At 64.8% G+C, this 23,028-nt stretch carries 21 protein-coding genes (1 of these 21 only partly in view); 10 read left to right on the forward strand and 11 right to left on the reverse strand.

The window, feature by feature from the left end:
* The 6 genes from N4T19_RS14130 to N4T19_RS14155 all read right to left on the reverse strand — a co-directional run.
* On the reverse strand, positions 1-528 hold the beginning of the coding sequence (locus tag N4T19_RS14130; RefSeq protein ID WP_182343855.1) for a benzoate/H(+) symporter BenE family transporter. It extends 654 nt beyond the left edge of the window; the window shows 528 of its 1,182 coding nt (coding positions 1-528); the start codon lies at positions 526-528; its stop codon lies beyond the left edge, outside the window.
* 69 nt (positions 529-597) lie between these two features.
* The gene (locus N4T19_RS14135; RefSeq protein WP_232539464.1) at positions 598-2,475 is read right to left on the reverse strand and encodes a potassium transporter Kup; all 1,878 of its coding nucleotides are present in this window, start codon (positions 2,473-2,475) and stop codon (positions 598-600) included.
* Between the two features lie 161 nt (positions 2,476-2,636).
* On the reverse strand, positions 2,637-3,926 hold the full coding sequence (gene gshA, locus N4T19_RS14140; protein ID WP_021026705.1) for a glutamate--cysteine ligase: 1,290 nt from the start codon (positions 3,924-3,926) through the stop codon (positions 2,637-2,639).
* 116 nt (positions 3,927-4,042) lie between these two features.
* Positions 4,043-5,509 (reverse strand): TrkH family potassium uptake protein, encoded by a 1,467-nt coding sequence (locus tag N4T19_RS14145; protein ID WP_116927813.1) that lies wholly within the window; start codon positions 5,507-5,509, stop codon positions 4,043-4,045.
* Between the two features lie 9 nt (positions 5,510-5,518).
* Positions 5,519-7,009 carry a Trk system potassium transporter TrkA gene (gene trkA / locus N4T19_RS14150; RefSeq protein ID WP_260718328.1) on the reverse strand — a complete coding sequence of 497 codons (1,491 nt, stop codon included), beginning with the start codon at positions 7,007-7,009 and terminating at the stop codon, positions 5,519-5,521.
* 120 nt (positions 7,010-7,129) lie between these two features.
* A complete protein-coding gene (locus N4T19_RS14155) occupies positions 7,130-8,461 on the reverse strand; it encodes a glutamate-5-semialdehyde dehydrogenase (protein WP_260720303.1) in 1,332 nt (443 codons plus the stop codon).
* 77 nt (positions 8,462-8,538) lie between these two features.
* On the opposite strand from N4T19_RS14155, the gene N4T19_RS14160 reads away from it, so the two are divergent.
* The gene (locus N4T19_RS14160; protein WP_232539465.1) at positions 8,539-8,826 is read left to right on the forward strand and encodes a hypothetical protein; all 288 of its coding nucleotides are present in this window, start codon (positions 8,539-8,541) and stop codon (positions 8,824-8,826) included.
* 56 nt (positions 8,827-8,882) lie between these two features.
* Here the strand turns inward: N4T19_RS14160 and N4T19_RS14165 are convergent, their stop codons facing one another.
* Entirely contained in the window at positions 8,883-9,803 is a 921-nt protein-coding gene (locus tag N4T19_RS14165) for a phosphoribosylaminoimidazolesuccinocarboxamide synthase (RefSeq protein WP_021026709.1), read from the reverse strand.
* Between the two features lie 483 nt (positions 9,804-10,286).
* Between N4T19_RS14165 and hpf the strand changes: the two genes are divergently transcribed.
* The 3 genes from hpf to hprK all read left to right on the forward strand — a co-directional run bounded on the left by hpf (position 10,287) and on the right by hprK (position 12,332).
* Positions 10,287-10,619 carry a ribosome hibernation-promoting factor, HPF/YfiA family gene (hpf, locus tag N4T19_RS14170; RefSeq protein WP_116927826.1) on the forward strand — a complete coding sequence of 111 codons (333 nt, stop codon included), beginning with the start codon at positions 10,287-10,289 and terminating at the stop codon, positions 10,617-10,619.
* Positions 10,620-10,756: 137 nt separating this feature from the next.
* A complete protein-coding gene (locus N4T19_RS14175) occupies positions 10,757-11,242 on the forward strand; it encodes a PTS sugar transporter subunit IIA (protein WP_116927816.1) in 486 nt (161 codons plus the stop codon).
* Between the two features lie 133 nt (positions 11,243-11,375).
* Positions 11,376-12,332 carry an HPr(Ser) kinase/phosphatase gene (hprK, locus tag N4T19_RS14180; protein ID WP_021026712.1) on the forward strand — a complete coding sequence of 319 codons (957 nt, stop codon included), beginning with the start codon at positions 11,376-11,378 and terminating at the stop codon, positions 12,330-12,332.
* A gap of 20 nt (positions 12,333-12,352) precedes the next feature.
* On the opposite strand, the gene N4T19_RS14185 is transcribed toward hprK, so the two are convergent.
* The 3 genes from N4T19_RS14185 to fur form a co-directional block, all read right to left on the reverse strand.
* Positions 12,353-13,561 carry a DUF1501 domain-containing protein gene (locus tag N4T19_RS14185; RefSeq protein WP_182343861.1) on the reverse strand — a complete coding sequence of 403 codons (1,209 nt, stop codon included), beginning with the start codon at positions 13,559-13,561 and terminating at the stop codon, positions 12,353-12,355.
* Between the two features lie 11 nt (positions 13,562-13,572).
* Positions 13,573-15,183, reverse strand: a complete 1,611-nt coding sequence (locus N4T19_RS14190) for a DUF1800 domain-containing protein (protein WP_116927818.1) — start codon at positions 15,181-15,183, stop codon at positions 13,573-13,575.
* Between the two features lie 146 nt (positions 15,184-15,329).
* Entirely contained in the window at positions 15,330-15,752 is a 423-nt protein-coding gene (gene fur, locus N4T19_RS14195; RefSeq protein ID WP_021025553.1) for a ferric iron uptake transcriptional regulator, read from the reverse strand.
* Between the two features lie 100 nt (positions 15,753-15,852).
* Here fur and N4T19_RS14200 point away from each other — a divergent pair, with 100 nt between their 5' ends.
* From N4T19_RS14200 to N4T19_RS14225, 6 genes are all read left to right on the forward strand, one after another.
* Positions 15,853-16,419, forward strand: a complete 567-nt coding sequence (locus N4T19_RS14200) for an outer membrane protein assembly factor BamE (RefSeq protein WP_182343865.1) — start codon at positions 15,853-15,855, stop codon at positions 16,417-16,419.
* A gap of 115 nt (positions 16,420-16,534) precedes the next feature.
* A complete protein-coding gene (gene dapB / locus N4T19_RS14205; RefSeq protein WP_116927820.1) occupies positions 16,535-17,371 on the forward strand; it encodes a 4-hydroxy-tetrahydrodipicolinate reductase in 837 nt (278 codons plus the stop codon).
* Between the two features lie 51 nt (positions 17,372-17,422).
* Positions 17,423-18,151, forward strand: a complete 729-nt coding sequence (locus tag N4T19_RS14210; RefSeq protein WP_182345507.1) for a MotA/TolQ/ExbB proton channel family protein — start codon at positions 17,423-17,425, stop codon at positions 18,149-18,151.
* Between the two features lie 28 nt (positions 18,152-18,179).
* On the forward strand, positions 18,180-18,608 hold the full coding sequence (locus N4T19_RS14215) for an ExbD/TolR family protein (RefSeq protein ID WP_116927822.1): 429 nt from the start codon (positions 18,180-18,182) through the stop codon (positions 18,606-18,608).
* Between the two features lie 184 nt (positions 18,609-18,792).
* Positions 18,793-19,794, forward strand: a complete 1,002-nt coding sequence (locus N4T19_RS14220; RefSeq protein ID WP_260718335.1) for a DUF2157 domain-containing protein — start codon at positions 18,793-18,795, stop codon at positions 19,792-19,794.
* On the forward strand, positions 19,794-21,635 hold the full coding sequence (locus N4T19_RS14225) for a GDYXXLXY domain-containing protein (RefSeq protein WP_260718336.1): 1,842 nt from the start codon (positions 19,794-19,796) through the stop codon (positions 21,633-21,635). Before N4T19_RS14220 ends, N4T19_RS14225 begins: the two co-directional genes overlap by 1 nt.
* A gap of 13 nt (positions 21,636-21,648) precedes the next feature.
* Here the strand turns inward: N4T19_RS14225 and N4T19_RS14230 are convergent, their stop codons facing one another.
* Entirely contained in the window at positions 21,649-22,875 is a 1,227-nt protein-coding gene (locus N4T19_RS14230) for a mechanosensitive ion channel family protein (RefSeq protein WP_182345508.1), read from the reverse strand.
* Between the last annotated feature and the right edge of the window lie 153 nt (positions 22,876-23,028).

Raw genomic sequence — 23,028 nt, forward strand, 5'->3', positions numbered from 1 at the left:
GGTGAGCATGACCGCATAGCGCGGCAGCAGGCGCCGGCCCAGCAGGTAGGTGACCAGCATGGCCACCACCAGCCAGGTATTGGTCTGCGCGGCGGCAAAGGCATCCAGGCCAAAGCGGGTCAGCACGCCCGCCAGCAAGGCCGAGGCAATCGCAATCGGGATGCGGTTCATCAGCCGCTCAAACCAGCCCGTCATGCCTACCAGCGCAATCAATACCGCACTGATGATGAAGGCGCCAATGGCATCACCCATGCCAAACGCCCCGGTGGCGCCGGCCGTGGCCAGCACCGCGGCCCCGGGCGTGGACCAGGCCACGACCACCGGCTTGCGCAGCAAGATGCTGGGCACCCAGCAGCACAGACCGACACCGATGCCCAGCGACCAGACCCAGGACGAGACCTGCGCCGGCGTGGCGCCAAAGCTTTGCGCCGCCTGGAACACAATCGCAATGGAGCTGGTCAGGCCCACCAGCACCGTGACAAAGCCTGCGATGAGCGCCGATGCGCTCATGTCCTTGAAAAACCGCATACACCCTTTCGCGCCGCCAAGGTGTTCGCTGGCCCGGGGTGCGCGCAGCGGGTGAGCAGCCCTGGCTGGTTAAATTTCGAGTTTCGAGCCCAGCTCCACCACGCTGTTGCTCGGCAGCAGCAGGAACTCTGCCGCACCTGCTGCATTGTGGTGCATCTGGGCAAACAACTTCTGCCGCCAAGGTGCCATGCCAGCGCTGGTCTTGTCCGTGGGCACAAACACATCGCGCGAGAGGAAGTAGCTGGTCACCATCTGCCCGGTATCGCAGCCATGGCCGCGCAGTTGGTGCAGCGCATTGGGCACATCCACATCGTTCTTGAAGCCGTAGTTCAGCTGCACGCGCCAGCAGTCGCCGCCCAGCGGCTCGATCACCGCGCGCTTTTCCAGGCCGATCCAGGGCACCTCGTGGTAGACGATGTTGACGAACATGTTCTGCTCATGCAGCACCTTGTTGTGCTTGAGGTTGTGCAGCAAGGCCGTGGGCACCACATGGGCGTCAGACGTCATAAACACCGCCGTGCCCGGCACCCGCGTGGGCGGCGCCTGCAGCACCATCTGCAGGAAGGACTGCAGGTCGATGCCATCGGCATGCAGCTTTTGGTAGACCAGCTCACGCCCGCGCTTCCAGGTCATCATCACGACAAACAGGCACAGACCGATGGCCAGCGGGAACCAGCCGCCATCGAACAGCTTGAGCAGATTGGAGGCAAAGAAAGTGATGTCTATACAGAAGAAGAACACCGTCGGCGCCAGCGCCATCCACAGCGCATATTTCCAGCCATAGCGCAATACAAAGAAGGTGAGCACCGTGGTGATGGTCATGTCCAGGGTCACCGCAATCCCGTAGGCCGCCGCCATATTGCTGCTGGATTTGAACAGGATCACTGCCAGCACAATGGTCAGGAACAGGCTCCAGTTCACAAAGGGGATGTAGATCTGCCCCGTGTCACGCACGCTGGTGTGCAGGATCTGGATGCGCGGCAGGTAACCGAGCTGGATGACCTGCTTGGTGACGCTGAACGCGCCGGTGATCAGCGCCTGCGATGCGATCACCGTCGCCATCGTCGCGAGCAGCACCAGGGGCAGCAGCGCCCAGCCGGGCGCCAGCATGAAGAAGGGGTTCTTCACTGCCTCGGCGTTCTCCAGCACCAGCGCGCCCTGGCCAAAGTAATTGAGCACCAGGGACGGCATGGCTACACTGAACCATGCCAGGCGAATCGGCTTGCGGCCAAAATGGCCCATGTCGGCATACAAGGCCTCCGCCCCGGTCACGCAGAGCACCACGGCGCCCAGAATGATGAAGCTGATGCCCGGATGCCGGCCGATAAAGCCCAGCGCATGGTGCGGGCTGAGCGCCCACAGCACCTGCGGGTGGTCCACAATGTTCCAGACGCCCAAGGCGGCAATGCAGATGAACCAGACCACCATGATGGGCCCGAAGAACTTGCCGATGCCCGCCGTGCCCCGCTTTTGCACCCAAAACAGCAGCAGCAAGACCACCAAGGTGAGCGGAATCACCCAGGACTTGAAGCCGGGCGAGACCACCTCCAGGCCTTCGACGGCCGAGAGCACCGAGATCGCAGGCGTGATCACGCCATCGCCGTAGAACAGGCAGGTGCCAAAGATGCCGACCAGCATCAGCACCGAGCGCAGCTTGGGCTTGTCCTTGACCGCTTGCGAGGCCAGTGCCAGCATCGCAATCAGCCCGCCCTCGCCGTTGTTGTCCGCCCGCAGCACCAGGACCACATATTTGAGCGAGACGATCAGCGTCAAGGTCCAGAACAGGATGGACAGCACGCCATAGACGTTGTCGTGGGTGAAAGGCACATGGCCTGAGCCAAACACCTCTTTGAGCGAATACAGCACGCTGGTGCCAATATCGCCATACACCACCCCGATGGCGCCTAGGGTCAGCGCGGGCAGTGCGGATTTATTGTTGTGTTGCACATCAAGCCTTTGTGCCATGCCGCATCAGGCATGCTTGTAGTGGATTGGTTTGCATTGTGCGCCTGTTGTTGCGCCCGCAGTGAAGCCGCGCATCCGGACAAGCCCGAATGGCGGATCAGGAGCGGGCGGCAATCAGAGGTTGTAGGAAGGCCGCAAACGGCTCAGTCGTAGATTTCGGCGTCCGGATCGGTCGCCTCGAGCTCATAGCTGGCCGCCAACATCGCCAGCCGCGCCACCACGCCATACATATAGAAGCGGTTGGGTGCGCTGGCCCCCACCGAATCGCCCGGCGAGATGCCGTGCTCAAACGACAGCGGGATGAAATGCGCGCCGGGCACATTGAGGTTGTCCTCCGCGCCCTTGTCCGAGTGGGCGCGGTAGTAGCCGCCCACCACATAGCGGTCAATCATGTAGACCACCGGCTCGGCCGCTTCCTTGTCCATGCGCTCGACGGTCTGCACACCCTCCTGGATGATCATGTCGTGCACCTGCTGGCCGTCCTTGACCAGCGACATCTGGTTCTTGGTCTTGACCGACAGCTGCCGCAGCTCCTTGGCGTCATGCACGCTCATCACGCCCATGCCATAGGTGCCGTTGTCGGCCTTGACGACGACAAAGGGCGTCTCCTTGATGCCGTATTCCTTGTACTTGCGCCGTACTTTGGTCAGCATCACGTCGACATCTTCACGCAACTCATCGAGTGCATGCTCGCTGCCATCGGTGAAGTCCACGCCCTTGCGGCTGCTGAACATCGGGTTGATCAGCCAGGGATCGATCCCCATCAGCTTGCCAAAGCGCTTGGCCACCTCTTCATAGCTTTGAAAATGGCGGCTCTTGCGGCGCACGCTCCAGCCCGCATGCAACGGCGGCAGCACAAACTGCTCGTAGACCTCTTCCAGAATGCCGGGTGCGCCGGTGGACAGGTCATTGTTCAGCAAGATGGTGCAGGGGTCGAAATACTTCAGGCCCACGCGGCGGCCATGGCGCAGCGCCGGCTCGATCACCAGCTCCTTGTTGCCCACCTTGAGCTTGATCGTCTCCTTGACTTCCGGATCGATCGAGCCGATGCGCACATTCAGCCCCGCCATCGAGAAGATATGCTGCAGCTGCACCAGATTGGCCAGGTACTGCGGGTTGCGCGTCTGGTTCTCGGGAATGATCAGCAGGTTGCGCGCCTCAGGGCAGATCTTTTCAATCGCAGCCATCGCCGATTGCACAGCCAGCGGCACCATCTCTGGCGTCAGGTTGTTCCAACCGCCAGGGAACAGGTTGGTATCAACCGGTGCGAGCTTGAAGCCAGCATTGCGGATATCCACCGACGAATAGAGCGGAGGCGTGTGCTCCATCCACTCCAGACGGAACCAGCGCTCGATCGCGGGCATGGCATCGAGCATGCGCTGTTCCAATTCGTTGATGGGCCCCGTTAGGGCTGTTATGAGATTCGGGACCATAAATGAATACTGTTTGAGGGCTCAAAAAAAACGAGCAAAAAACAATTGAGTACCAATTGTAGAGAGTTGAGGGCCAAAGTCACCAGAACTTTGCTGCCGCCCTACCTAGCAAGCACTCACCTTCTCCAGAAAGCCGGCGTCAACAGGGCCAGAAAGCTGAGAATCTCCAGCCGGCCCATCAGCATGCCCAAGGTGGTCACGCTCAGTTGGAAGCTGGTCAGCCCGGCAAAATTGTTGCTGGGGCCCAGGTCGCCCCAGCCTACACCGGCACAGTTCACGCTGGCAAGCACGGCGCCCAGCGCGTTTTGCAAATCCATATCCGTGAACAGCAAGGCCATGGTCAGCACCGCAATGGTGGCGCAGTACACCAGCATGAAGGCCAGCACCGAGAAAATCACCCGCTCATCCACCGCCAGGCCGCCCACCGTCACCGGCTGCACTGCATTGGGGTGCACCAGGCGCCGCATTTCACGCCGGGTTTGCTTGAGCAGCAGCAGCATGCGGATCATCTTGATACCGCCGCCGGTCGAACCCGCACTGGTGGCCACCCCCGACAGCAGCAGCATGAAGACCGGCGCAAAAGGCGGCCACAGCCCGAAATCGACGGCTGCATAGCCGGTGGTGGTCGCAACCGATACGGTGTGGAAAACGCCCATGCGCAGCGATTCCAGCGGGCCATACACCCCCTTGAACCACAGCAGTGCCGCCACCAGCAAGCCGCCACCCAGCAAGGTGCCGATGGTGGCGCGGAACTCAGGCTGCCGGTACAGCACCCAGACATTGCGCTTGCGGATGGCCACAAAATACAGCGCGAAGTTGCAGCTGGCCAGCAGCATGAAGACGGTGCAAATGCCCTCGATCAGCGGTGAATTGAAATAGGCAAAGCTGGCGTCATGGGGGGTGAGACCGCCCAGACTCACCGTGGTGAACATGACCATCACCGCGTCCAGCGGCGTCATGCCGGCCAGCCAGTAGGCCAGCGCGCAGAGTACGGAAAACAGGCCGTACACACCCCACAGCCCCTTGGCGGTTTCGGCCATGCGCGGCGTGAGCTTGGTGTCCTTCACCGGGCCAGCCGCCTCGGCGCGGAAGAGCTGGCTGCCGCCCATGCCAATCATCGGCAGGATGGCCACAGCCAGAATCAGGATGCCCATGCCGCCCATCCACTGCAGAAAGGTGCGCCAGATGTTGAGCGACACCGGCAAGGTATCCACATGGTTGAGCACGGTGGATCCGGTGGTTGTGAGGCCCGAGACCGCTTCAAAATAGGCATGCTGCCAGCTCAGCGCCCGGTCGATGCGCTCAAAGCCCAGGTAGAGCGGCAGCGCCGCAAACAACGGGAACACCATCCACACAAAGGCAACCAGCATGATGCCGTGGCGCGCCTGCAGCTCACGCTGCTCATGCCGAGCCATCCACCACAGCACCGTGCCGCAGGCCCAGGTGATGCCCATGGTCAGCGGGTAGACGCCAAATACGCCATCGTCCGCCCACAGCGAGGAGATCGCGGGCACGGCCATCGTGCCGCCAAACATCAGCAGCAAAATGCCCAATACGCGCAGCACGGGTCGAAGATCAGTCATCGGCCGGGCCTAGAAAAAGGTCACCCCGACACGGAACAGGGCCTCGACCTCATGCACCAGGCGCTTGTTCGGCAAGAAGAGAATGACATGGTCATTGCTCTGGATGATGGTGCCGCTGGTGGGCACGATCACCTCCACCTGCTCGTCATCGCGCTCGTCTTCATCGCGCTCGGCCGCCTCGCTGCCATTGGTGTTGCGCGCATCGGGCGCGGGCAGGCCGCGCACAATCATGCCGATGTGCACATCGCGCGGCAGGCGCAGGCTGCCCACGCGCCGGCCCACGGCCCGCGAGGTTTTCGCATCGCCACGCGCCACAATCTCGATCGCTTCGGCCACGCCCCGGCGCAGGCTGTGCACGGCCTGCACATCGCCCTGGCGCACATAAGCGAGCAGCTCGCCCAGGGTGGCCTGGGCGGGCGACAGCGCAATATCAATCTGCGTGCCATGCATCAGGTCGGCATAGGTGCGGCGGTTGATCAGCGCCAGCACCCGGGTCGCGCCCAGCTTCTTGGCCAGCAGGCAGGACATGATGTTGTCTTCGTCATCATCGGTGATGGCCACGAACAGGTCCACATCCTCGACGTTCTCGTTCTCCATCAAGGTCTCGTCGGTCGCATCGCCCTTGAGCACCAGCACATCCGACGGCAGGCGCGAAGCCAGATAGACGCAGCGGTCCTCGCTTTTCTCGATGATCTTGACCTGGAAGCGCCTCGATTCCTTGGTCAGCGCGCGCGCCAGGCGCATGCCCACACGCCCGCCGCCGGCCACCATCACGCGGCGCACCACCTCGGCCTGTTCACCCACCTGGCGGTTGAAGGCTGCCAGCACATCGCCCAGTTGCTCCTTGTCCGACAGCACAAACACCTCGTCGCCCGGCTCGATGCGGGTGCTGCCCTCGGTCGGCACCAGGCGGTCGGCCTCGTGGTGAAAGCGGCGGTAGACGCCCACCACACGCACGGTGCCATGGGGCAGGTTCTGGCGCACATCGGCCACGCTCAAGCCCACCACCGGCGCGCCGCCGCGTGCGCGCACGGACGCCAGCGCCACATGGCCCTGGGCAAACTCGCGCACCTGCAGCGCCTCGGGGTAGGTCACCAGCTTGCCGATGTAGCCCATCAGCGCTTCTTCGGGGCAGAAGGCATGCGTCACCCCAAAGCCGGTGTCGGACAGCAGCTCGGCATGGCTTTTGAGTGCCACCGAGCGCACGCGCACAATGCGGGTGGGGATGTTGAACAGCACCTGCGCGATCTTGCAGGCGGTCAGATTGGTCTCGTCCTGGGAGGTACAGGCGATCAGCATGTCCGTGTCCGCCGCACCGGCCTCGGCCAGCACCTCGGGGCTGATGCCATTGCCCACCACGCCACGCAGATCGAAGCGGCCTTCGAGATCGCGCAGGCGCACACCATCCGTGTCGATCACGGTGATGTCGTTTTTTTCACTCAGCAAGCTTTCGGCGACACTCTCGCCCACGCGGCCTGCGCCGAGGATCAGAATTTTCATAGCATGAGGCGCCAGCCGCTAGGGAGCGGCCTGGCATGGCCGCATCATAACGTGGGCAAGAGGCGGCCGGTCAGCAAAGATCACCGACCAGCGAGCCAGAGCAGCTGGGAGCGACCGGCATCAGCCGCGCACTTCACCTTCGCCCAGCACAATGTATTTCAGCGAGGTCAGCCCCTCGATACCCACCGGTCCCCGGGCATGGAACTTGTCGGTGCTGATGCCGATTTCGGCGCCCAGCCCGTACTCAAAACCATCGGCAAAGCGCGTGCTGGCGTTGACCATGACGCTGGCCGAATCCACTTCGCGCAAAAAACGCTGCGCATGCATGTGGTCGCGCGTGATGATCGCATCGGTATGGTGGCTGGAGTAGTGGTTGATATGGGCAATCGCCTCGTCCACCCCAGCCACCACCTTGATGCTGATGACGGCGGCCAGGTACTCTTCGGACCAGTCCTGCTCGGTCGCCGCCTGCAGGCGGGCACCGGGCACGCCCTGCAGCAGCGCCAGCGCTTCGGCATCGGCACGCATCTCCACGCCCTTGGCCGCAAACACCGCGCCAATGCGGGGCAGAAAATCTGCCGCCACGGCGCGCGCCACCAGCAGGCTTTCGGTCGCGTTGCAGGGGCTGTATTTCTGCGTCTTGGCGTTTTCCGTCACCTTGACGGCCATGTCCAGATCACTAGGCGCATCGATATAGGTATGGCAGTTGCCGTCCAGGTGCTTGATCACCGGCACCTTGGCTTCGCGGCTGATGCGCTCGATCAGGCCCTTGCCGCCGCGCGGAATGATCACATCGACAAATTCGGGCATCGCAATCAGCTGGCCCACGGCCTCGCGGTCGGTGGTCTGCACCAGCTGCACGCCTGTGGCGGGCAAACCAGCCTCCTGCAATGCCTGCTCGACCAGGCGTGCCAGCGCCTTGTTGGAGTCGATGGCTTCGGAGCCACCGCGCAAAATGCAGGCATTGCCGCTCTTGATCGACAGGCTGGCCGCCTCGATGGTCACGTTGGGGCGGCTTTCATAAATCATGCCGAAGACACCCAGGGGCACACGCATCTGGCCCACGCGAATACCGCTGGGCATCTGCTTCATGCCCACCACCTCGCCCACCACATCGGCCATGGCCGCCAGTTGCTCGCAGCCCTGGGCACAGGTCTCCAGCACCTTGGGCGTCAGGCGCAGGCGATCGACCATCGGCGCAGACAGGCCGTTGGCCTGCGCGCGCGCCAGGTCCTTGGCGTTGTCGGCCTGCAAGGCCTCGGTCTGGTCGCGCAGCAAACGTGCCAGCGCCAGCAAGGCCTTGTTTTTGATAGCAGAAGGCGCTTTAGCCATCTGGGCAGAGGCTTGTTTGGCCTGGAGCCCCAGGGCCTGCATGGTTTCCGAAATGTTCAGGGCATTCATGGGGGCTATTGTCGGGCATTTGCGCCCGGGCGGCGAGGCTGCACGGCCAATGGCCCCTGGCAAATCCCAGGCTCGGCCGGCACAAAGGCCTCTACACTGCAGCCATGTTGAGCCACCAGGAGACCCCCATGCAATCCGCTGCGCTGCGCCAGTTGGGTGCCTTACAAGACGGACTGGACCATTTCGAGGCCGGCCACATGGATGCGGCGGCCCTGAGCCAGCAGGCACGCGGCTACACCGATTTGCTCGGCGCGCTGCCTGCGCAGTTCCAGGAGGTGTTGCTGCAGCTGCTCGACCGGCTCGAATCGAGCGCGCTGTTTGACGAGGAAAGCTGCTCGTTCAGCCGCAAAGACCTGGTGGACAGCCTGCGCCTGTGGCTGAAAAAGGCAGACGCTAGACTGAGCGCCACGGCCTGAGCGGGCCGCAGCACATACCAGCCTGCGGGGCCATCAGGCCCCCAGCCGTCAGGCCGTCAGGCCGTCAGGCGCTCCAGCGCTTCGCGGTACTTGGCCGCGGTCTTGTCGATCACTTCTTGCGGCAGGCGCGGTGCCGGGGCCGTCTTGTCCCAGGGCTTGCCATTGACCTTGGCCTGCTCGAGCCAGTCGCGCACAAACTGCTTGTCATAGCTGGGGGGGTTGGCGCCGGTCGCCAGCGCGTCGGCATAGCCTTCCACCGGCCAGTAGCGCGAGCTGTCGGGCGTCAGCACCTCGTCCATCAGCACCAGCTTGCCGTCTTCATCCAGGCCAAACTCGAACTTGGTGTCGGCAATGATCATGCCCTTGGTCAGCGCAATCGCGGCGGCCTTCTTGTAGATGGCGATGCTGATGTCACGGATCTGCGCGGCCAGCTCGGGGCCCACCATCTCGACGGTGCGCTCAAAGGTGATGTTCTCATCGTGCTCGCCCGCTTCGGCCTTGGCCGCTGGCGTGTAGATGGGCTCGGCCAGCTTGGCGGAGTTGATCAGGCCAGCGGGCAGGGGCACGCCGCAGACCGCTTGCGATTCCTGGTATTCCTTCCAGCCGCTGCCCGCCAGGTAGCCACGCACCACCGCCTCGATCGGCACGGGCTTCAGGCGCTTGACCAGCATGGAGCGCAGATGCACCTGGGCCACTTCATCGGGCTGCACGGCCGACTCGGGCGCCTCACCGGTCAGGTGGTTGGGGCAGATGTCGCCGAGCTTGTCGAACCAGTACAGCGCCATCTGCGTCAGCAATGCGCCCTTGCCCGGAATGGGCTCGCCCATGATCACATCGAAGGCCGACAGACGGTCCGAGGCCACCATCAGGATGCGGTCGTTGCCGACGGCGTAGTTGTCGCGCACCTTGCCGCGGGCCAGCAGGGGCAGGGAATGGAGCTTGGAGGTATGCAGTGCAGAAGGTACGGGCTGGGTCATGGTGATGCAGAACTATGGACAGGCACCCTGCGGGAAAACGGAAGGCACGGACAGCCGCGCAACCTCGGCAAGGCAAGCGCTCGATTGTAGTCGTCACCCCCCATGACCTCGCCCGGGTTGCCGGGATGCCTTGGATTGCAGTGCAGTATTGGGCGCCGCAGCGCCTCGAACACGTAGGCCCTTACGTGCTGGCGCACCAAGTCAACGCTGCTTGCCACTGGTTGCAATTGCGCCCAAAGCGCCATGCGCCGCGCATGGGCCCTCCATTTTTTGCAGCACGGCGCGGCGCATTTGTAACCAACGCGGCGGCCTTGCGCGGCCACCCAGGCCCAGAAACCCAGTGAACCGGGTTGTCATAGACTTGCAATTTTGCAGGTCCGGGCGCATCATGGTTTACACGCATGCATGTGTTTCCCCCTCGGGGTGGCTTGGGTTTTAAACGGCCTCAGTCACTTTTCTCGGTTTGCAGAAGGAGACTTATTCATGAACCTGACGATCAGTGGTCACCATTTGGCGGTGACCCCGGCGCTGCGCGAATATGTAACATCCAAGCTGATGCGCATTACGCGACACTTTGACCAGGTGGTGGATGCCAAAGTTTTACTTTCGGTGGAAAAGCAGAAGGAAAAGGAGAAACGGCAGCGTGTGGTGTGCAATCTGCGGGTGAAGGGTGATGAACTCTGTGTTCAGTGCTCTCACCACGATTTGTACGCCGCGGTAGATGCTTTGGTCGACAGGCTGGACCGTATGGTGGCCCGTCACAAGCAACGTGTTCAATCCCACTACAGCGATGCGTTGCGGCAAGCAATGGCGTAAACCCTCTGCTTTTTGCTGAGGAAAAAGATTCTGTTTGAGTACTGACCGATAATACGTGCAGCAACACCTGCATCCAGGTGTTGCTGCGTTCGTTTGATCATGCTCTCCAGTAGCTAGCCATATAGCCGCACTCCACTATGAACTGTCTTGCCTCTATCTTGCCTCCAGCTCAAGTGCTAGTGAGTGTGGATGTTTCCAGTAAAAAACGTGCATTTGAAGAAGCGGGCCTGCTGTTCGAGAGTCTGCACGGCCTCTCGCGCGCCTTGGTCACCGACAGCCTGTTTGCACGCGAGCGACTGGGCTCGACCGGTCTGGGGCATGGCGTGGCCATTCCGCATGGGCGCATCAAGGGCCTCAAGTCCCCGATGGCGGCGGTGTTCCAGCTCGAGCGCGCCATTGGCTTTGACGCCCCTGATGAGCAGCCGGTCAACCTGCTGATCTTTTTGCTGGTGCCCGAAGCGGCCACCCAGCAGCATCTGGAGATCCTCGGCGAGATTGCCGAGCTGCTGTCCAATGCCAGCCTGCGCGAGCAGATGAAGGCCAGTACCAATGCCGAGCAGCTCCACCAGATGATCGACACCTGGCAATCGTCTACCAACAACACCTCGACCGCCCACGCCTGAACGCCGCGCGCCTGCGCCAGCGCCAGCAGGCCCAAGCAAGCACGCGTATCTGCCTTGAACCCCGTTTTTCCTGCTAGTCTTTCACACTGGCGGGTGGCTTTGCTGCGCGCTCTGGCTTTGAAAGGACTGCACCGTGAAACCCAATGTCGTAAGCGCAGATGTGTTGTTCGAGGAGTTCCGTGCCTCGCTGCGCTGGGAATGGCTGGCGGGCCTGGGGGCCTCCGAGCGCCGCTTTGACGAAGTGGCGGTGCGCAGCGCCCGCTCCAGCGCCGACCTGGTGGGCTACCTCAACTACATCCACCCCTACCGCGCGCAGGTGCTGGGCGAGCGCGAGATCGCCTACCTCACCAACTCCACCACCGAAGACTGCCGCCGCCGCATCGCCCGCATCGTGACCCTGGAGCCGCCGGTGCTGGTGCTGGCCGATGGCCAGGGCGCCCCTGACGAGCTGCTGTCCATGTGCGAGCGCGCGCACATCCCGATGTTCTCCACCAAGGAGTCGGCCGCCTTTGTCATCGATGTGCTGCGCGCCTTCCTGTCCAAGCATTTCGCCGACCGCACCACCATGCATGGCGTGTTCATGGACATCCTGGGCATGGGCGTGCTGATCACCGGTGAATCCGGCCTGGGCAAGAGCGAGCTGGGCCTGGAGCTGATCACCCGTGGCAACGGCCTGGTGGCCGATGACGCCGTGGACCTGTACCGCATCAACCAGACCACGATCGAGGGCAAATGCCCCGACCTGCTGCAGAACCTGCTGGAAGTGCGCGGCATCGGCCTGCTCGATATCCGCGCCATCTTTGGTGAGACGGCCGTGCGCCGCAAGATGCGGCTCAAGCTGATCGTGCACCTGGTGCGCAAGGAAACCATGGAGCGCGACTACGACCGACTGCCCGCCGCACCGCTGACCCAGGATGTGCTGGGCATTCCGGTGATGAAGGTGGTCATCCAGGTGGTGGCCGGCCGCAATATCGCCGTGCTGGTGGAAGCGGCGGTGCGCAACACCATCTTGCAGCTGCGCGGCATTGACACCTACCAGGAGTTTGTCGACCGGCACCGCAAGGCCATGGCCAGCGGGCGTGAGTTTTAAAACCACCGAGGCCTGCAGCCTCAAACCAGCCGCAGGTCCTTGACCGCGGCCTGCGGAAACACCTGCTGCAGCTGCGCCGTTGACAGGCCGTACATGCGCGCAAACAGGCCGCCCAGCACGCTGCGGTACTCGTTGAGCACGGGGTAGTCGCGGTTCTGGAACAGATTCGCCTCGCTCACCTCGATCTGCTCGCCCACAATGCGCCCACCGGCCTGCGCCGACAGGCCGCCGCCCAATATCCAGTACGCGGTGCCATGGCCGTGGTCGGTGCCCTTGTTGCCGTTTTCACGGAAGGTGCGGCCAAACTCGCTGACCACCGCGACGACGGTGTGGCGCCAGGGCTCGGCGCCCATCTCCTGCGCAAAGGCGGCCAGGCCCCGGCCCAGGTCATCGAGCCGGTTGGCCAGGTTGCCGCTGGCATTGCCCTGGTTCACATGGGTGTCCCAGCCGCCCACATCGACAAAGCCCAGATCGAACTGGTCACGCATCAAAGTGGCCATGCGCTGGGCCACCAGGCTGAAGCCCTTGGCGCTGATGGCATCACGCCCGGCCTTGTCCATCTCCTCCTGCATGCCGCGCAGCACGGCCGCGCGCACCTCAAAGCCTTCGTTGACGGCAGGCGCCAGTGCGGTGCCGGCATACATCGCGGCAATGGCGCGGCTGCGGTTGGCATCCACGCCGCCCTTGCCGACATTGGCCAGCGCGGTATTGGCAATGCGGGCCGGCCCGCGCATGCACAGCGGCAGTTGCGCGGTGAACGCCATCGGCGCCAGGTCGCTGCGCCCCTGCAAGGTTTGCGCCAGGCGGTTCATGAAGCCGCTGCGCAAACTCGGGTGGGCATCGAGCGGCTGGCCCAGCTCGATCGAGTCCTGGGTTTCAAAATGGCTGCGGGAGAGGTCGTCGGTGCCGGCAAAGGGCACAAAGCAGGCCTGCTTGCTGCGCCACAGCGGCAGCACGCTCCCTTCCATCGCCGGGTGCAGGCCCCAGCGCGTATCCAGCGGCAGCGCGCCATTGGCCTCGCCCGGGCGTGCGATGGCGATCGTGGGGCGCGCGGCGTAGTAGAAGTCGCTGTGCGTGGGCACCAGCAGGCTGTTGCTGTCGTAGGCGCCGCGCAAGAACACCAGCAAAAAGCGCGGTGTATCGCTGCGGGGCGCTGCTGCGCGGGCCCGTGCCAGGCTGAAGGCCAGCGGCAGGCTGGCGGCGGCAGAGAGAAAGTGGCGTCTTTGCATGGCGTACCTCGTCAGCGAACCATCATTTCGGGGGCGGAGAGAAAGTAGGTATTCCAGTCGGGCACATTGCGCGCCTTGGCCAGCGCGTCGCGCGATGCCGCGCTCCACTGGGCCACGCGCGCCTGGGCGGTGGCACGCTGCGCCAGGTCCGGGTACGGCGGCTGCTCCAGCGCGGCCTGAGGTTCGGCGCGGAACAGCACGGCACTGCGTGTCGCAATCTGCCGCGCCACATCAAAGCGCGCGGCCATCTGTCCGGAACTGGCCCAGTCCGATTGCGATACGGGGTAGCCATCGGGCGTTTCATGGCCGTAGAGGGGCTGGCCCAGGCGGTTGATCCAGCCGATCACCGGGCGCACATCGCTGGCTACGCGCTCGTCATAGCCCAGGCGCACGGCGCCCAGCACATAGTGCATGGGGTCCTTGAAGCGCTGGCCTTGCTGGGCCAGCGCCTCGGGCGCGGTCAGCAGCGCACGCAAGGTGGTGGCCATATCGCCATGGCTGCGCGAGAAAGCCGCTGCCGTGCGCTGCACCAAGGCGGGTGGCGGGTTGTCGCTGATAAAGAACACCGCCAGCTTGCGCGCAATGAACTGCGCCGTGGCGGGCGAGGCCACGATGCGGTCCAGCGCCTCGTCCACCGCCGCCATGCCCTTGGCTCGCAGCGGCTGGCCCAGCAAGACCTGGGGCGCATAGTCGTGCCGCTTGGGGTTGAACTCGAAAAAGCCATCGCGCAGGTAATCGGCCTGCAGCTCGGGGTCCATCCGCGGCGGCGGTGCATCGGCATCGCGGGTGCTGAAGCCCACGCCCGTCAGCACATGGGCCATGGCCTGCACATCGGCCTGGGTGTAGCCGCTGCCCACGCCCATGGTGTGCAGCTCCAGAAGCTCGCGGGCGTAGTTTTCGTTGATGTGGCCTTTGGCGTTGCTGGCGTTGTCCAGGTAGAGCAGCATCGCCGGGTGGCGCATGCTCGCTTCGAGCAGCGTGCGGAAGTTACCCAGGGCGTTGGGGCGGATCGCCCGCTCCTCGTAATCTGCTATCCACAGCCGCGTTTCGGCCTTGCGCGTGCTGACATTGAAGTGGTTCATCCAGAACCAGGTCATCTGCTCCTGCAGCTGGGCGGGCGAGTACAGCGCACGCAGCACCTGGCGCTGCTGGGCCTGGGCGGCGAGCTGGTTCAGGTGGCGCTGCACTTCCTGGCGCAGGCGCGCGCCTTCGCCCTCTCCCTGGCCTTGCTCGGTGGCGGTGCGGGCAGCCAGGCGCTGCGCAGCAATGTCGCGCTGCAGCTCCAGCATGCTGCGCTGGCTGATTTCCAAGGCCGCAATCTGCTGCTCGGCCTGGGCGGGCAGGCGGGGCGGCTGGCGCGGCGCGAGCTGCGCATCCAGCCAGCGCTGCAGGCCCAGGCGCTGGAGCTGCTGGTCGGCGCTGTCGCTCGCGCCCCAGCTGACGCGGTCCAGCCATTGCAGGCGCTGGGTGGCGCTCAGCGGCACCGCTGCCGTATCGGGCAACGCCGCCTGCGCGCTGGCCGCATCTGGCGGCGCATGGGAGGCGCAGGCGCCAAGCCACAAGGTGCCCGCCAAGGCGGCGGCGCTGAGGGTGAGCAGTCGGGGCAGTCGGTTAGGGCGCATGGGGAGTCTGGAGCCTGGTGCAGAAGGCCCCATGGTGCGCCTGTGCCGTCGCGCTGCTGTAAAGCTATGTGTGCAAAACGTAAAAAGCGAAGCGTTTTCGGCGCTTCGCTTTTCAGATTCTGGCGGGCAGCGGTGGGATGCCGTGCTTATTTGGCCTTGACCGCGCACTCCGCGCATTGGCCGTACAGGGCCATCGAGTGGTCATGCACGATCCAGCCCTTGCTCTTGGCAATGGACTGCTGGCGCTTTTCGATCTCGGGGTCATAGAACTCCTCGACCTTGCCGCAGCTGGTGCAGACGAAATGGTCGTGGTGCTGGCCTTCGTTGAGCTCGTAAACCGCCTTACCGCTCTCGAAGTTACTGCGGATCAGGATGCCGGCCTGCTCGAACTGGGTCAGCACGCGGTAGACCGTGGCCAGACCGATGTCGGAGCGCTCTTCCAGCAGCACGCGGAACACATCTTCCGCCGTCATGTGGCGCTGAGCACCATTCTGGAAGATATCCAGAATCTTCAGCCGAGGCAGCGTTGCCTTGAGGCCAGTGCTTTTGAGTTCTTCAATATTTTTCATAACAAGGTCTTTCAAGTGGGCCCGATTGGTATACGGACTTCTGGAGAAGGCCTGGAGACCAGCCGCTACAATGGCCGATCATATCGCTATGTCTAAAACCATGCCTGAATTTGTTCGTTCCGGTGTCCGCATGGCGGCGCTGTTGGCCCTGGGCGCCAGTGTGGCCGCTTGCGGCTCCTTCAATGAAGCCAGCCGTAAGTTCGCCAGCGCCATCACCCCCTACAAGGTGGAGGTGGTGCAGGGTAATGTGATCACCAAGGAGCAGGTCGACGCGCTGCAAAAAGGCATGAGCCGCCAGCAGGTCAAGGATCTGCTGGGCACCCCGCTGCTGGCCAGCGTGTTCCACGCCAACCGCTGGGACTACGTGTTCACCATCAAGCGCAAGGGTGTGCCCGAGCAGGAGCGCCGCTTTACCGTGTACTTCAACGACACCGGCCTGGAGCGCTTTGAAGGCGATGAGATGCCCAGCGAGCAGGAGTTCGTCGCCTCGGTCACGACCTCGATCAAGAACCCCAAGGTGCCGCGCCTGGAAGCAACGCCCGAGGAACTGGCCAAGTACAAGGCCGATCAGCCAGCCCCCGCCCCCAGCGCCGACACCAGCAGCAGCGACACGAGCACCGCCACGCCGCCTGCCAGCTACCCGCCGCTGGAATCCCCCCAGCGCTGATGCCATGGCGCTGGCATGCCCCCGCCCTGCACTGGCAGCGGGTGGCCAGCGCCGTCTTTGGGCCGTGTCCGATGTTTGCTGAGATGCCGCCCGTTTGAGCCCCAGGAAACTACCCATGACCGCCCCCCTCTCCCCCGACAACAGCCCCCGTATTGCCGTCGCCATTGCAGGCGCCAGCGGCCGCATGGGCCGCATGCTGATCGAAGCCGTGCTGGCCAGCACGGACCTGCAGCTGAGCGGCGCGCTCGATGCCGCCGGCAACCCCAGCCTGGGCACTGATGCGGGTGCCTTCCTGGGCCGCAACACCGGCGTGCAGATCACCGCCGACCTGGCCCAGGGCTTGCAAGGCGCTGATGTACTGATCGATTTCACCCGCCCCGAAGGCACGCTGGCCCACCTGGCACTGGCGGCCGAGCGCGGCGTGGGCGTGGTCATCGGCACCACGGGCTTTAGCGAGGAGCAAAAGGCGCAGATCCGCCAGTTTGCCGACAAGACGGCGGTGATGCTCTCGCCCAATATGAGCGTGGGCGTGAACGTGACTTTCAAGCTGCTGGAGATGGCGGCCAAGGCCTTGCAAGAAGGCGGCTACGACATCGAGATCGTCGAAGCGCACCACAAGCACAAGGTCGATGCCCCCTCGGGCACGGCGCTGAAAATGGGCGAGGTGATTGCCGAGGCCCAGGGCACACAGCTGGCCGACCGCGCCGTCTACGAGCGCTTTGGCCACACCGGCGCGCGCGTGGCCAACAGCATTGGCTTTGCCAGCATGCGCGGCGGCGATATCGTCGGCGACCACACCGTGTTGTTTGCCGGCGATGGCGAGCGCATCGAGATCTCGCACAAGTCCAGCAGCCGCGCCGGTTACGCCAATGGCAGCCTGCGGGCAGCGCGCTACCTGGCGCGCCAGAAGACCGGCCTGTTCGACATGTACGACGTGCTCGGCCTGAAATAAACCCAGCCCGGCACACCCACCCCGCTATTACAAGGACGGCCAACCATGACGATGGGGCAATGGCTCTCGCAAGCAGACGGCGTCGCCCGGGCCACGGCCCTGGTCTTGTTGCTCATGTCCGTCACCAGCTGGGTGCTGATTCTCTACAAGGCCTGGTGGCTGGGCCGCGCCCATGGCGCCACCTTGCGGGCCACCGATGCTTTCTGGCAGGCCAGCAGCTGGGAGCAGGCACGCCTGGCGCTGCCAACCATTGACCGCGCCGCCTTGCTGACCCCGGTAGCCGATGCGATTGCGCACATTGTGGCGGCCGAGCCCGCAGCCAACCACAGCCTGGCTGTGGCCAGCGGCGCCCAGGTGCAAACCACCCGCGTGCTGCGCGAGGCGCTGCATGGCGCCAGCCACCGGCTGCAATGGGGGCAGACGGTGCTCGCGTCCATTGGCGCCACTGCCCCCTTTGTCGGCCTGCTGGGCACCGTCTGGGGCATCCACCAGGCGCTGGCGGCACTGGCCGGCGCCGAGCATGTCAGCCTGGAGCAACTGGCCGGCCCCGTGGGCGAGGCGCTGGTGATGACCGCCGCCGGCCTGGCCGTTGCCTTGCCGGCCGTGCTGGCCTACAACCTGCTGGGCCGCAAGCTCGCGCAGGTCGAGGAGCTGCTCGAAGGCTTTGCCCACGACATGCAGACCTGGGCCTTGCAGCAAGCCGCCCAGGCGCCGCAGGCCTACGCCGGCATGCAGGCCCACAATGCCGTGGATAGCATCGCCCTGGTGGGCAGCCGCTGAGCCGCCGCCAACCCAGGCCCTTCGCACCATGGCATTCGGTCGCTTCAACAAAACCCCGGCCAGCGCGCCGATCAGCGCCATCAATGTGACGCCGCTGGTGGATGTGATGCTGGTGCTGCTGGTTATCTTCATCATGGCAGCGCCCTTGCTGGCCGCCTCCATCCGCCTGGACCTGCCCCAGGCCGCCAGCGCCACCCGGGCCAATCCGCCGGCGGCGATTGCGGTGCAGCTCAATGCCCAGGGCGCGCTGTTTGCCGATGGCCAGCCCACCGACATGGAGGCCCTCAAAGCGCTGTTCAAGCAGCAGGCCGAGCGCAATCCGCAGACCGAGGTGCAGCTGTCCATCGACCAGAGCCTGCCCTATGCCCGCGCCGTCGAACTGATGGATGCGGCGCAAAGCGCCGGCCTCAGCCGCATGGGCTTTGTGGCCCAACCCCAGGCTGCCGCCGCACGCTGAGCACCCCGGCCCGGTCTCGCCTGGCGGGCTCCGGCAGTATCGTTTGAAGCTACCTGAACTGGCGCATGCCCTGGCCCAGAAGCGTTTGGTTATATTGCAGGCTGTGTGCAGGCTGCCTGGGGCGGCTGCACCAGGGCCACCGCTGCACCGCCGTGCAAGCGGCCCACCAACGAGGAACAAACGCATGGACTCCACCCTGTACCAGGTCAGCGCCCAGTCGGCGCCAGGCGACCCGCGCATCGCGCCGCTGTATGCACTGGCTGTCTCAGCCGGTGCCCCGGCCGATCTGGCCCGCAAAATCCGCGCCGGCCTGCTGCTGGTGGCCGCGCTGCTGGTGGCCAGCGGGCTGATCTTCTGGGTGGCGGCCAACTGGCAGGCGCAGTCGCACTGGTTCAAGCTGGGCCTGATCGAGGGCACGCTGGCGCTGTCCGTGCTGGCCGCCTGTCTGTGGCCGCGCCTGCGGCTGGCGGCGCTGCTGTGCGCCACCCTGGTGCTGGGCGGCCTGCTGGCCTATGTGGGCCAGACCTACCAGACCGGCGCCGATGCCTGGCAGCTGTTTGCCGCCTGGGCGGCGCTCTCGCTCATCTGGGTGGCACTGGCTGCCAGCGATCTGCTCTGGTGCGTCTGGGTGCTGATCGTCGCAGCCGCCATCGTGTTCTGGACCGGCAAGCTCGACCTCTGGCAGGTCCTGGTCGCCGACCGCGATACCCTGCCCCAGCTGCTGCTGCGCCTGGCGCTTTGGCTGGCGCTGGCGCTGGTGCCGCTGCTGGTGTACTGCGTGCCGGCCCTGCGGGTGCGCGGCGGCATGGGCTGGTGGTCGCAGCGCCTGGCGCTGGGCGTCGCGCTGGCAGCCTGGTCGGCCATTGCCACCGTACAGCTGTTTGACGAGGCCACGCGCCAGACCCTGGCGGCCTTTGCGCTCAGCGGCGCCTTGGTGGCTGCCAGCTTGCTGGTGGCGCTGTTCAGCCGTTTTCGCGACTTTATCTGCACTTGCCTGGCCACCTTGGCCGCCAATGTGCTGGTGCTGTCGCTGATTGCCCGCTGGATATTCGAGTGGCATGAGACCGAGGCCCTGCTCGCCTTTGCCGTGGTGGTGATGGTCTGCCTGGGCGCTTCGGTCAAGGCCTTGATGGCAGCGCAGCACTACCTGCATGCCCAGCAGCGCGACCACCAGGAGGTGCTGTAATGGCTGCTATCCGTCCTCTGTCATTTCTGCGCACGCAACCGGCCTGGTGGTCCCCGGCCCGCCAGCAAGGCCTGGTGCAAGGCGATGCGCCTGTGCAAGATCTGGATGAGCCCCCGGTCCTGGTGCTGGCGTTGGCCATGCTGGGTGCGCTGGCCAGCCTGGTGCCGCTGGCGGTATTTCTGGCGCTGGCGCTGGGCGAGCGTTTTGTCTTTGGTGCCGGCGGCTTGGTGCTGGGCCTGGTGTTTCTGGCCGCAGCCGGTGGTTTGATGCGCCAGTCCCGCCATGCCTTCATCAACTGCGTGGCGCTGGTGCTCTGGTGCGCGGGCGGGCTGCTGGTGCTGGTCAACCTGGGCGATGTGGCTGACTCACGCCTGGGTGTGCTGCTGATTGGTACGGTCTCGGCGCTGGTGCTGATGCTGGGCGCCGCGCTGGCGCAGATGCGCTGGATCCAGTCGCTGATGGGCCTGGGCTGGGGCATGGCCGTGGTGGTCAGCCTCATGGCGCTGCAGTCCTGGCTGCCAGCCTTGCTGCCGCTGCAGATCGATGCGCTGCTGCCCGCGCTGCTGTGGTGCCTGTGGCTGCGTGCCGAACCCGCGCGCCTGGCCACGCCGGCGCAGCGCTGGTCCCGGCCGCGCTGGGCCGCCTTTGCCGATGCGGCCATCGTCGGCGTGCTGATCAGCAATTTCGCCTCGGGTTATGTCGCCCGCGCCATCTTCTGGGAGCAGAGCGGCGACTTCATGCCCTGGGCCTTTCCTGCCGGACGCGCGCTGGCCGTGGTGGTGGTGGCGCTGTCGGCCTGGATGCTGGCCCGCCAATGGCGTGCGCGCGGCACCACCAACCGCCAGGGCGAGCACAGCCTGCTGCTGGCGGGCGCCATGCTGGCGCTGGCCGCCTGGTTCAGCACCGGGCTGGCCGTTGTTGGCCTGGTCGCCGCGGGTGCCTTGCTGGCGGCGCGCTGGCGAATTGCAGTGCTCTGCGCGCTGCTGGCGCTGGTCGCGCTAGGCCAGTTCTACTACCACCTGGGTTGGTCGCTGGCGGCCAAGGGCCTGGGCCTGGCGCTGGCTGGCGCGCTGCTGCTGGCCTGCCTGTGGGCGCTGCGCCGCGCGGCCGATGCCGGCGCTGGCGCAGACACGCCGCCTGCAGCGCCGCAGCGCCGGCTGCAATGGGTCGGTCTGGTCGTGGGCGCGGTGCTGGCGCTGGGCCTGGTCAACTGGGATGTGCGCGGCAAGGAGCAGGTCATTGCCCATGGCCAGCGCATTCTGGTGCCGCTGATCCCGGTGGACCCGCGCTCCTTGATGCAGGGCGACTATATGGCGCTGAACTTTGCGCTGCCCTTTGAGATGCGTGAAAAGCTCAAGGACATCGTCAGCGCCAGCCAGCTGGTGCGCGCCAGCGTTGACGACCAGGGCGTGGCCACCATCTTGGGCTTGCTGACCGCGACCGAGCCCTTGCAAAAAGGCGAGGTGGCGCTGCCGCTCAAGCGCCTCAAGGGCCAGTGGGTGCTGGTGACCGATGCCTACTTCTTCCCCGAAGGCCAGGGCCGGCATTTTGAGCAGACCCGCTATGGCGACTTCCGCGTGCTGCCCGATGGCCGCGCGCTGCTGGTGGGCCTGGCCGATGGCGATGGCCAGCCGGTGCTGCCGCTGCCAGGCCGCTCGATCTGGGAAAGCCCGCTGGGCATCACCAGCCCGGAAGCGACCGGTGTGGCCAGCGAAGCGCCCGTGCCAGAGGCCGACGAGCCGGTGGCCGTGGCGCCCGAGCCGCTGCCCGAAGCGGTAGCGAATGTGCCCTCATCGTCACCGTCACCCGCGCCAGCACCGGCCCAGGGGGCGCGGCACTAGGCAACAGACACGATCAGCGCTGCAGGGCCTGCACTTCGTGCTGGCGCAGCGCCACCTGCATGTCATTGCCTGAGGGCACCTGGAACACGCGCAGGCCGAACTCCGGCAGGATGGCGATCAGGTGGTCAAAGATATCGCCCTGGATCGCCTCGTACTCGAGCCAGGCGGTGGTGTCGGTAAATGCATAGATCTCGAGCGGCGAGCCCTGGTTGGTCGGCTCCATCGCGCGGGCCATCAAGGTCATGTCCTTGCGCAGCTTGGGGTGGGCTTGCAAATAGGCATTGCAGTAGGCGCGGTAGGTGCCGATATTGGTCAGCTGGCGCAGGTTGACGATCTCGTCGGCCATGTCCGGCGCCTTGGCCGAGAAATCCTGGTTGTAGGCGGTGATCTCAGCGACCTTGCCTTCCAGGTAGGGGCGCAGCAAGGCGATGTGGCTGAGTTCAGCGATTTCGGCGCGGGTCAGAAAGCGCACCGAGGTGGTGTCGATGCACAGGGGCCGCTTGATGCGGCGGCCGCCCGATTCCGACATGCCGCGCCAGTTCTTGAAGCTGTCGCTCATCAAGCGCCAGGTGGGAATGGTGGTGATCGTGTTGTCCCAGTTGCGCACCTTGACGGTGTTGAGCGCCATGTCCACCACGGCACCATCGGCGCCGACCTGGTTCATCTCCAGCCAGTCGCCCACGCGAAGGATGTCATTGCTCGACAGCTGCACGCCAGCGGTAAACGACAGGATCGTGTCCTTGAATACCAGCATCAGCACCGCCGACATGGCGCCCAGGCCGCTGAGCAGAATCAGCGGCGAGCGGTCGATCAAGGTCGCCACCATCACGATGCCCGCGACCACCATCACCAGCATCTTGCCCAGCTGCACATAGCTTTTGACCGAGCGCGTGCTTTGGGCCGATTCCAGCTGGCTCTCGTTGGCCTGCTGGATGCCGTCCATGATGGCGCACAGCAGGCGCGCCACCTGCAGCGCCGTCACCGCAATCGCCACATTGCGGATCACCGTGCTGGCAATGACTGGCAGGTGCGGCACCGCGGCAATGCCCGTCTGAACCACCAGCGAGGGCACGATCTGCGCCACGCGCACCAGAATGCGGTTGTCCAGCAAGGTGCGCAGCCAGGCCGCGCCCAGGCTGGAGCGAAAGCGCGGCACGATCTGCAGCAGCGCCATGCGCACCACCAGGCGCAGTGCATAGGCCAGCAATACCAAGGCCGCCAGACCGGCGGCCGTTTGCATCCAGGGTTCGTATTGGTCCAGGGTTTCCCAGGTCACGAGGCAGAGTCCTTTCAAAGGGGGGATAAATCGGTTGGAAATGGGGGGATGCGGCCGGCGCCGCCCAGGGCGACCCGCCAAGGGCAAGCCACCACCATATTGGCTATCAATAGAGAG

The sequence above is a fragment of the Comamonas squillarum genome, from assembly GCF_025309455.1.
Lineage (GTDB): Bacteria > Pseudomonadota > Gammaproteobacteria > Burkholderiales > Burkholderiaceae_C > Comamonas > Comamonas squillarum.